Origin of the sequence: Paenarthrobacter sp. NPDC057355 (assembly GCF_042667405.1) — a bacterium.
Classification (GTDB): domain Bacteria; phylum Actinomycetota; class Actinomycetes; order Actinomycetales; family Micrococcaceae; genus Arthrobacter.
Window position 1 is genome coordinate 18,397 of record NZ_JBHVAL010000029.1, and the last position, 8,916, is coordinate 27,312.

Annotated in this window: 6 protein-coding genes; all 6 read left to right on the forward strand. The window is 64.2% G+C overall.

Annotated features, from left to right (window positions below; genetic code table 11):
• Positions 1 to 97: 97 nt before the first annotated feature.
• The 6 genes from ACFUOZ_RS20440 (at position 98) to ACFUOZ_RS20465 (ending at position 8,861) form a co-directional block, all read left to right on the forward strand.
• Positions 98 to 2,077 carry a cellulose biosynthesis cyclic di-GMP-binding regulatory protein BcsB gene (locus tag ACFUOZ_RS20440; protein ID WP_377551642.1) on the forward strand — a complete coding sequence of 660 codons (1,980 nt, stop codon included), beginning with the start codon at positions 98 to 100 and terminating at the stop codon, positions 2,075 to 2,077.
• Positions 2,067 to 3,701, forward strand: coding sequence for an ArnT family glycosyltransferase (locus tag ACFUOZ_RS20445; protein ID WP_377551645.1), 1,635 nt, complete (start codon positions 2,067 to 2,069; stop codon positions 3,699 to 3,701). The genes ACFUOZ_RS20440 and ACFUOZ_RS20445 overlap by 11 nt, the downstream gene beginning before the upstream one ends.
• Positions 3,698 to 5,653 (forward strand): glycosyltransferase, encoded by a 1,956-nt coding sequence (locus ACFUOZ_RS20450; RefSeq protein WP_377551647.1) that lies wholly within the window; start codon positions 3,698 to 3,700, stop codon positions 5,651 to 5,653. The genes ACFUOZ_RS20445 and ACFUOZ_RS20450 overlap by 4 nt, the downstream gene beginning before the upstream one ends.
• 102 nt (positions 5,654 to 5,755) lie before the next feature.
• Positions 5,756 to 6,940, forward strand: coding sequence for a GGDEF domain-containing protein (locus tag ACFUOZ_RS20455; protein WP_377551649.1), 1,185 nt, complete (start codon positions 5,756 to 5,758; stop codon positions 6,938 to 6,940).
• On the forward strand, positions 6,937 to 7,440 hold the full coding sequence (locus ACFUOZ_RS20460) for a hypothetical protein (RefSeq protein ID WP_377551651.1): 504 nt from the start codon (positions 6,937 to 6,939) through the stop codon (positions 7,438 to 7,440). Before ACFUOZ_RS20455 ends, ACFUOZ_RS20460 begins: the two co-directional genes overlap by 4 nt.
• Positions 7,437 to 8,861: a putative bifunctional diguanylate cyclase/phosphodiesterase gene (locus tag ACFUOZ_RS20465; RefSeq protein ID WP_377551654.1), complete on the forward strand. Its 1,425-nt coding sequence runs from the start codon at positions 7,437 to 7,439 to the stop codon at positions 8,859 to 8,861. Before ACFUOZ_RS20460 ends, ACFUOZ_RS20465 begins: the two co-directional genes overlap by 4 nt.
• The last annotated feature ends 55 nt before the right edge of the window (positions 8,862 to 8,916 follow it).

Below are 8,916 nucleotides of genomic sequence, written 5' to 3' on the forward strand. Positions count from 1 at the left end.
ACGCAGCAAGGGGTCTTGAGTTCGGCCCGGCAGTGTCTATGAGGTTGGCCCAAAAAGGCCGTGACTCATCCGCTGCTAGTTACCCAGGACTGACATCGTGACCCAAAACCCTGCCAGAGCCCGCGTCCGATCCCGCACCGCCACCGTCCTGCTGGCGTGCGCCGCAACCTTGGTGGTTTCCTCCGTCACGGATCCCATGGCCGCCGCCGACACCGGGCAAGGAGCCGTGATCCGGCCTTCCTCCAGTGTCTCGGCCATGGCAGGGCAGGTGGAGCAAACTGTTGTGGTGCCGGTGACTGCGGGGCTGGAACCCACACGGGTCAAGGGCACGATCGTGGTCTCGGGGAAGCCGGAGGGGACGGTCCGCGCAACCGTCAACGGCCGGGTCATCCTCGAGGCCAATGCTGCAGCCACGGTTGCCCTGGATCAGGCGGTCAGCGACGCAGATGTTGTGAACCAGCAGCTGACTGTGGGCCTGCAGTTCATACCCGCAACGCAAACCATGTGCGTCATCTCCAACTCGACGGCCACCCTCAACAACCTTGCCGTCGACTTCTCCGGAACCGCGAAGGCCCCCACCACGGTGGGTGAGTTCTTCCCGGCGTCCGTTCCCGCCGTCGTGCTTACCGTCCCGGCGGATCCGGGTGCGGATGTTTCCGCCGCGGTCATGACGGCCTCGGCCGCGATGGCGCACCGCTACCCGGACGCCTCCGTCAGCGTGGTCCCGGAAACCGGACTTGCCGCCACCGCAGCGGGACTTCCGGCGGGAAGCCGGGTGCTGAGCGTGGTGGGCGACCAGGGTGAAACGGACACCAAGTTGGCCACTGTGGCCGGGCTCCCGCAGCTCATCCTCAGCGGCCATGACGAACAACTCCGCAACGCCGCACGGGCGCTCGCCAGTGATAAAACAGCGCTCGCGGTGACGTCGTCCGTGACCGGGCTGACGTCCGCTTTGCCCGCGACGCCGGGACTGACGCGAACTTTCAAAGACCTCGGCAGCACCACGCTCAAGCTCGCCGGCTACGGCACGCCTGAATCCTACGTTGGCGTTAGCCAGTCTCAGTTCGGCGGCCCGGTCCAGTCGGTGAAGGTCCAGATCAAGGGGACGCACACGGCCGTTCCCGCCAACGCCCAGGCGCAGCTTTCGGTGTTCTGGAACGATTACCTGCTCAGTTCCAAGAACCTCGACGGCGGTGACAGCTTCTCGGTGGACGCCGAGGTCCCTGCCGGGCAGCTTCAGGCGAACAACGGTCTCAGGATCAGGCTCGCCGCGCTGCCTGCCGGAGGTGATTGCGCCGGACCTGCCGGTGTGATGCCGATGGAGGTCACTGTGGACACCGCCGGCAGCACGCTGACCGCGGTCCGGGGTGGTTCACTGAAGGCCGGTTTTGCCCGTTTCCCCCAGGCCCTGGGACAGAGCGTTCAGGTGGCTTTCGGTGACGGGAACGCACAGGCAAACACGGTCAATGCGGCCTCGCTGATCGCATCGATGCAGAAGGAGAGTGCCGCGCTTCTGGACACCCGGGTGGTGGGTTTGGATGCCCTGGCCGGCTCCAGCGAGTCCGGGCTGGTGGTGGGTGCTACGGGTGAAGTGGCCAACAAGCTCTCCGCACCCCTTCGCTTGGCCGAGTTCCGCACCATCGCACCGGACGACGTCGAATACGGCGTGGGCACGTCGGCCCCGTTCGGCGTGCTGGAAGCGTTCGAGCAGGGCGGCCGCGATCTGCTGCTCCTCGGCGCCTGGGCACCCGACGGGGATCCTGCAGCGGGTGCTTTGCAGGCCTCGTTGACCTCGCACATCAGCGGCGTTGAAGGTGGCTGGGCGTCGTTGTCGCGCAACCTGCTGGTCACCCAGCCCTCGGGAACACCGGTCTTGCTGGAAAGCAACGTGGTTGTTCCGCAAAAGGCTGTTACGGACGACTACCGCCCCTACGCCTGGTGGATTGGCGCGGCCGTGCTTGTCCTGGGCCTCGCGTTTGCCGTGCGGACCGTTCTCCTGCGGCGCCGCGCCAAGGAAGCGCACGCCTACGTGGACGCTGAGGTGAGGGCAACCGGGCCAGCCGAACATGACAAATAGCATCACCGCTGGCTGGGCCCGGCTGGGGGCCCCGGTAAACGGCCGGAAGGTCCCCGGCACCCGGATCGTGGCCGTGGCCTCCGCCGTGGTGGGGTACCTGGCGTGCCTGTACACCATCGGCCACGGCACCAGCCTGGACTACTCCGATGCACAGAGCCACCTGACCATTGCCCGGCGCATCTTCGACAGCAAAGCCCCCGGCTTCGAGCAGCTCGGCACAGTGTGGCTGCCTATGCCGCACCTTCTCTTGGCACCGTTCGTGCTGAACATGTGGTTGTTCAGCTCGGGGTGGGCTGCCGGGCTGCTGGGCATCCTTGCCCTCTCCGGCACGGCCACCGGGCTGTACTTGATTGCCGCGCGCCTCGGTTTGGGCCGGGCTGGGCGTCTGGCCACCACCCTGGTGGTCCTGGCCAACCCGGCGGTCCTCTACGTTTACACGACGGCGCTGACCGAGCCCGTGCTGATCATGTGCATTGTGGGTGGCATGGCAGGGCTGGCGCATTGGGCCACCAGTCGTCGTCGTATGAGTGCCGGCGAGCTGGCGGTTTTCGCGGGCATCCCATCGGCGGCGGCCGTGCTGTCCCGCTACGAGGGATGGGCCCTGGTGATGACGGGGACGCTGTTCGTGCTGATCGTCTCCAAGCGCCGCACCGGACAGTGGCGCGAAGCCCTCACCATGGCCGGGGGCTACGTGATGATTCCTGCTGCGGCGGTGCTCTGGTGGCTTTCCTACAACTGGGCCATCTACGGCAACCCGCTCGAGTTCATGTTCGGGCAGTACTCCGCTTACGCGCAGCAGAAAAACATTACCGACGGCGGCCTGTTGCCTACCAAGGGAAACCTCGGACTGACGCTGACCACTTTCCACTGGTCCTTGTTGGAGACGGCCGGGGCGGTGGTACTCGCGCTGGCGGCATGCGGCGCCGTCATCCTGGTCCTGAGGCGGGGCTTCGCGAACAGCACCCTCCTGGTCGCGGTGACCGGCAGCGCGTACGCCTTTGCCTTGCTGAGCCTGTTCCTCGGCCAAACCGCCATCAACAACGACCATTCACTGCCCACCACGTGGTGGAACAACCGCTTCGCCTTGACCGCCCTGCCCCTGGTGGCCATCCTGGTGGCTTTCCTGGTGCAGGAACTGGCACGTCCCGCCAGGCTCAGGCCGTGGTTGATCGGCGCGTTGCTGGCCGCGCTGGTGGTCCAGAACGTGTGGTGGAGCCAGGATCCCACAGGCAGGCTCGCGGTCCTGGCCGAGGGGCGGATGTCCGCTGAGTCCACCACCAACTCAACTGCCGCTGCCCGCTGGCTGAATCAGCACTACCAATCGGGAGGCATTCTGATGGACGAAAGTGCACGGGGGAACGCGGTGCTTCCGGTCATGGGCATTCCGCTCAAGGAAATCTACAACAGGGCCTCCGGGGACTACTTCGCGCCGGCGCTGGATGACCCGGCCAAGTATGCCAAGTGGGTCTTCGTCAACGTTGAGGCCGGCACAGGGGCAAGGGACTCCGGGCCCACGGACCTTGTCTACCAGGCCATCCTCAAGAACCCGTCTTTCGGCGTGCGCTACTCCGTGGCGTTCTCCACGCCCACGCACCGGATCTATGAAAGGTCCTCCGATTCATGACGCCCCTATCCCGAGCCAACGGACAACTCAACCGGCAGTCCATCGGCCAGACCTTGCTTGCCGCCGGACTGGTGACCCCTGAGCAACTGCAGCGGGCGCTGGACCGTGCCGCGAGCGAAGGCGGTCTGCTGGGACGGCACCTGATCCTGGAAGCCGGTTTGGACCGCCGTCGTATTTATGAAGTCCTGGCGCGGCAGTGGGACGCGCCGCTGGTGGATCTGGTGGCCGAGCCGGCCGACGACGCGTTGATGGAGCAGCTCATCTTCAGCGAACTCGGGGAACCGCAGTGGTTGCCATGGCGTTTCGACGACGGCGTCCTCACCGTGGCCACGGCAGTCGCACCGTCGGAGCGGATCGCCGAAGAAGCGGCGGCAAGATTCGGCGCCGCCGACGTCGAATTCCGCACCACCACGGACTGGGACATCAACCAGTCCATCCAGCGTTCCTTCCGGCGGCACCTCCTCTACGAATCCGCCGAGCGCCTGGCCGAGGAAAGACCGGGGGAGTCGGCGCGCATCGCGCTGACGCCATGGCAGCGGTACCTTCCGGTGGTCCTTGTCGCAGCGATCATGGTGGGCTTCGTGATCTCTCCGCTGACGGCGGTCATTGTGCTGCTGACGGCCGCGAATGTCGTTTTCCTGATCAGCATCGGTTTCAAGTCCCTGGCCAGTCTTCGGCGGCCATTCGACAAACTGCACGAGGCCTCAGTGGTCCGCGCACGGAACAAGGAGCGTGCCCGGCGGGGCCTGCCGCCCGTCGCAGCTGAACGGATTCCCGATTCCGAGCTGCCCATCTACACCATCCTGGTTCCCGTGTTCCGCGAAGCGAACATCATCGACAAACTGCTGACGAACCTCGGGCAGCTGGACTACCCCCGCTCCAAGCTGGACGTCCTGGTCCTGCTGGAGGAAGACGACGCGGAGACGATCGCCGCGGCCAAGGCCTCAAAGCCGCCGGAATACGTGCGCATCCTCATCGTTCCCAGAGGTGAGCCGCAAACCAAGCCCAGGGCGTGCAACTACGGATTGACGTTCGCGCGGGGCGAGTATGTGGTGATTTACGACGCCGAGGACAGGCCGGATCCGGGGCAGCTGCGGGCGTCTATTGCGGCCTTCAAACAGGACGAGTTCGAGCGGCAGCACTTGAACCCCAAGCGCAAACCCCTCATCTGTGTCCAGGCTGCGCTGAACTACTTCAACGCAGACCAGAACGTCCTCACCCGCATGTTCACCATCGAGTACACCCACTGGTTCGATTCCATGCTTCCCGGGCTGGATAACTCCGGGATCCCACTGCCCCTGGGTGGCACCTCGAACCACTTCGTCACCGCGCTGCTCAAGGAAGTCGGGGCGTGGGATCCCTGGAACGTCACCGAGGACGCGGACCTCGGGCTCAGGGCCGCAGTGGACGGTTACCGCGTGGGCGTCATCGACTCCACAACCTGGGAGGAAGCCTGTTCCCAGGTTCCTGCCTGGATCAAGCAGCGGACCCGTTGGATCAAGGGCTACATGATCACCTCTGCCGTGAACACCAGGAACTCCTTGCGGTACATGAAGAGCACGGGCGTGGCCGGAACCATTGGCTTCCTGGGGCTGATCCTCGGCACGCCCCTGGCCTTCCTTGCCTACCCCCTGGTGGTGGGCTTCACGGTGGTGACCTACATCGGCTACGAGATCGTCGGGCTGGTGCTGCCGGAGTGGTTGCTGGTGGGAGGGGTGGTGTCCATGCTGTTTGGCAACGCCATGATGATCATCGTTTCCGGGGCGACCACCATGCAAAGGCATGGATGGCGGATCGCGATTTTCGCGTTGCTCAATCCGTTCTACTGGGTGCTGCACTCGGTGGCGGCGTGGCGGGCTGCCTGGCAGATGCTCACCAGTCCGCATAAATGGGAGAAGACCCCGCATGGCCTGGAGGCGGAATACCACGACGACGGCCACTGGGTTGCGTGAGCACGCACCTGATCTTGAGCAAATCTTGAGCAAATGCCGCACAGAGGTTGAGTAAGCAGCGCCACACTGAATCCAAAGCCGACGGATGACCAGCTGAGGGGGTTGGACACGGTGCTCGATTCGTTTTCGGTAAGAGTCGCCCTGGGCGTGGTCACTGTGACCCTCTTGGTGTTGTTCTGTACCTCCTTCCACCGCACCCGCTCACCGTATGCCGGATGGTGGAGCCTTGCCTTGTTGGAGTTCATGGCCGGCAACGCAGCTTTCCTGCTCAACGGAACCACCCACCAGCAATGGGCCAATCCTGCCGGAAACGTCCTGGTGGTGGCCGGAGCCTTCAGCGTGTGGGCTGGAGCCCGCTCCTTGCGGGACCTCAAGACAGCCCGATGGCAATTGGTGGCAGCACCGGCCATCACCGCCGTGGCATCCGTCCTCGAAAACCCCGCCACCAACGTCTGGTCCGGCGGATTCGTGTATCTGGCCATGATGACCGCGGGAATAGCCTTGGCTGCGCGGGACCTTTGGCTGATCAAGGCTTCCCACTCGCAAGTCCACAAGGCTTTGTCCCTGGCCTCCGGACTCCTTGCCATCTACTACTTGGGCCGCTGGGCCGTCTATGCGGTGGAAGGGCCGGACAGCGACACCTTCCGGACTTACTTTGGCCCCGGGCCCTCGGGACTGATTTCCCTGGTGCTGCTGGTGACGGTGTCGTTCAGTATGACCGCCCTGACCAGCGACCAGCTCATCAAGGGATTGAAGGAACGGGCTGACCGGGACCACCTGACAGGCCTGCTTAACAGGGGTACCTTCCTTGAGCTGGCAACCACGGAACTCAACCGGCTGCACTCCACAGGATCCGGCGCCGCCGTGGTGCTGGCTGATCTTGACCACTTCAAGGCAGTCAATGACAAATACGGGCATGGCGCGGGGGACGAGGCTTTGAAAGCCTTCGCCGGCGCCTGCGCCGCATCGGTAAGGTCCACAGATCTCATTGGGCGGTACGGCGGGGAGGAATTCATCCTTTTCCTGCCGGGAGCCACCCAAGACCGGGCCGAGAGCATCGCCGTCGAAATCAGCCACCGGATCGCTGGCATGCGCACACCGGACGGTGTCCGGTTCCCCACCATCAGCTACGGAGTGACATCCAGCATCTCTTCGGGAGCCGATCTGAATTTCATGATCGAGGTAGCTGACGCAGCGCTTTACAGTGCCAAGGCACAAGGAAGAAACAGGATTGTAGGAGCCGACCGCCTCGAGGCGGCCACTATTGCGGATGAGGCACGATCATGACCGTTAACCAACTGACCACCAGGATCCAGGTCCAGCACAACCAGGAACTGTCCGAGTTCAGGCGGGACATCACCAGTGCCCCCTACAAAGCCGGAACGGCCACCTCCCTGAATGCGGACCGGCGCTCGGTGCGGATGGGGCCGGTCCAGTCCGTGGAGGATGGGAACGCGAACCTGACCATCGTGGCCGACGTCGAAGGACTGGCCTGGTTCACGGCGGACAAAGGCCTCCTGGGCAGCTGCATCACGCTTTCCATCGCCGGCCACCGGCGCAACACCGGCACACGCGTCCACCTTCCATTGGCCGAATGCGACGCCTGGATCGAGGCCATCCTCGGGGGATCCTGGATCACCCACGTCTACCGCATGGGAACCATGGCAAAGCCCGACGGCCGGCTGGACATTGCTTCCTACCGCTTGTTCCTCGACGAGCACCGCAACCCCGTGTCCAAGCCCCAGTCCGTAGCTGACATGTCGCTGCGCAGCCTGGACGAATCGTGACGAGCACCATGCCACGCAGGCTGGTCTCCACTGATGACGATCCACGAATACAACGCCTGGAACGGCAGGTTCAGGCGCTCATGGAGGAACTGCACCACGTACGGAACGAGCAACGCCACGATGCCCTCACCGACTCACTGACTGGCGTGGGCAACCGGCTCGCCCTGGTGCGTGCCTTCACGGAGGCCACCGACGCTGCAGCCAAGGGCACGGCCCCGCCCGCGCTCATCCTCCTGAACCTGGACGGCTTCACGGCGTTGAAGAACTCGGCAGGCCACGCGGCAGCGGACCAGGTCCTGGTCACCGTCGCCATGCGCATCCGGTCGGCAGTCCGGGAGAACGACGTCGTCACCCGCCTGGGTGGCGACGATTTCGTTGTGTTGATGCCCGCCACCCCGCAAACCCGGGCTGCCGCCGTCGGGAACCGCATCATGGCCGCGCTGGAACCGAACATCGACCTCGGCAACAGCAGTGTCCACTGCGCTGCCAGCATGGGCCTGCGCATTGCAGAACCGCACCATACTCTGGAGGACCTTCTCCAGGAGGCCGGCTTCGCCCTGGAGGAATCCAAGAGCGAGGGCCGGAACAAACTCAAAGTGTTTGATCCCGTCACCCTGCACTTCCGCCAACTCCAGCGCCAGATCGTTGGCGACCTCAGGGAAGGCATCCGTTCGGGCCAGTTGGTCCTTTACTACCAGCCGATCGTGGAGCTGGGAACCGGGAAGATTGAGGGCTGCGAAGCCTTGGTCCGATGGGACCACCCGGTCCATGGCCTCATCATGCCGGACCAGTTCATTCCGGTTGCCGAGGCTACCGGGCTGATCGCGGAGCTGGGCAGGTGGGTCCTGCGCACGGCGATGCACCAGCTTAGTCAGTGGCGGCATAGTCCGGCCATGCAGCAGCCGGCCTTTTCCATGCGCATCAATGTCTCCGCCGCGGACCTACAAAGCCTGGAGTTCGTTGACGACGTGCGCGATGTACTCCTGGAAGAAGGACTGGCGCCCGACTCACTGGTTCTGGAGCTGACTGAAAGCGCCATCATCCGGAACAACGAGCTTGACCGTTACACCCTGATGAGCCTGAGCAGGCTGGGGGTAGGCCTTGAGATCGACGACTTCGGCGCAGGCTATTCCTCGATGGGCTATTTGCGGAAGCTGCCGGTGGACCGGGTGAAGGTCGACCGGCAGTTCGTGAAGGACCTGGCAAATGACCCTTCCCAGCTCGAGTTCCTGGCGGCGATACAGCAGGTCATTCGTTCGTGCGGGCTCGAAGGTGTCTGGGAAGGAATTGAGACAGCCCAGGAGGCAGAGTTGCTCAGGAGCATCGGCTGCACCAGCGGACAAGGGTATTACTTCGGCAAGCCCGTGCCCGGGCCGGAGTTCACCGGGCTGTTGGAAACCAACCGGAGCTGGCCCGCTTAAATAAGCAACGCGGGGTCACTTATGGCCCATCCCAAGGGGATTTATGGGCCATAAG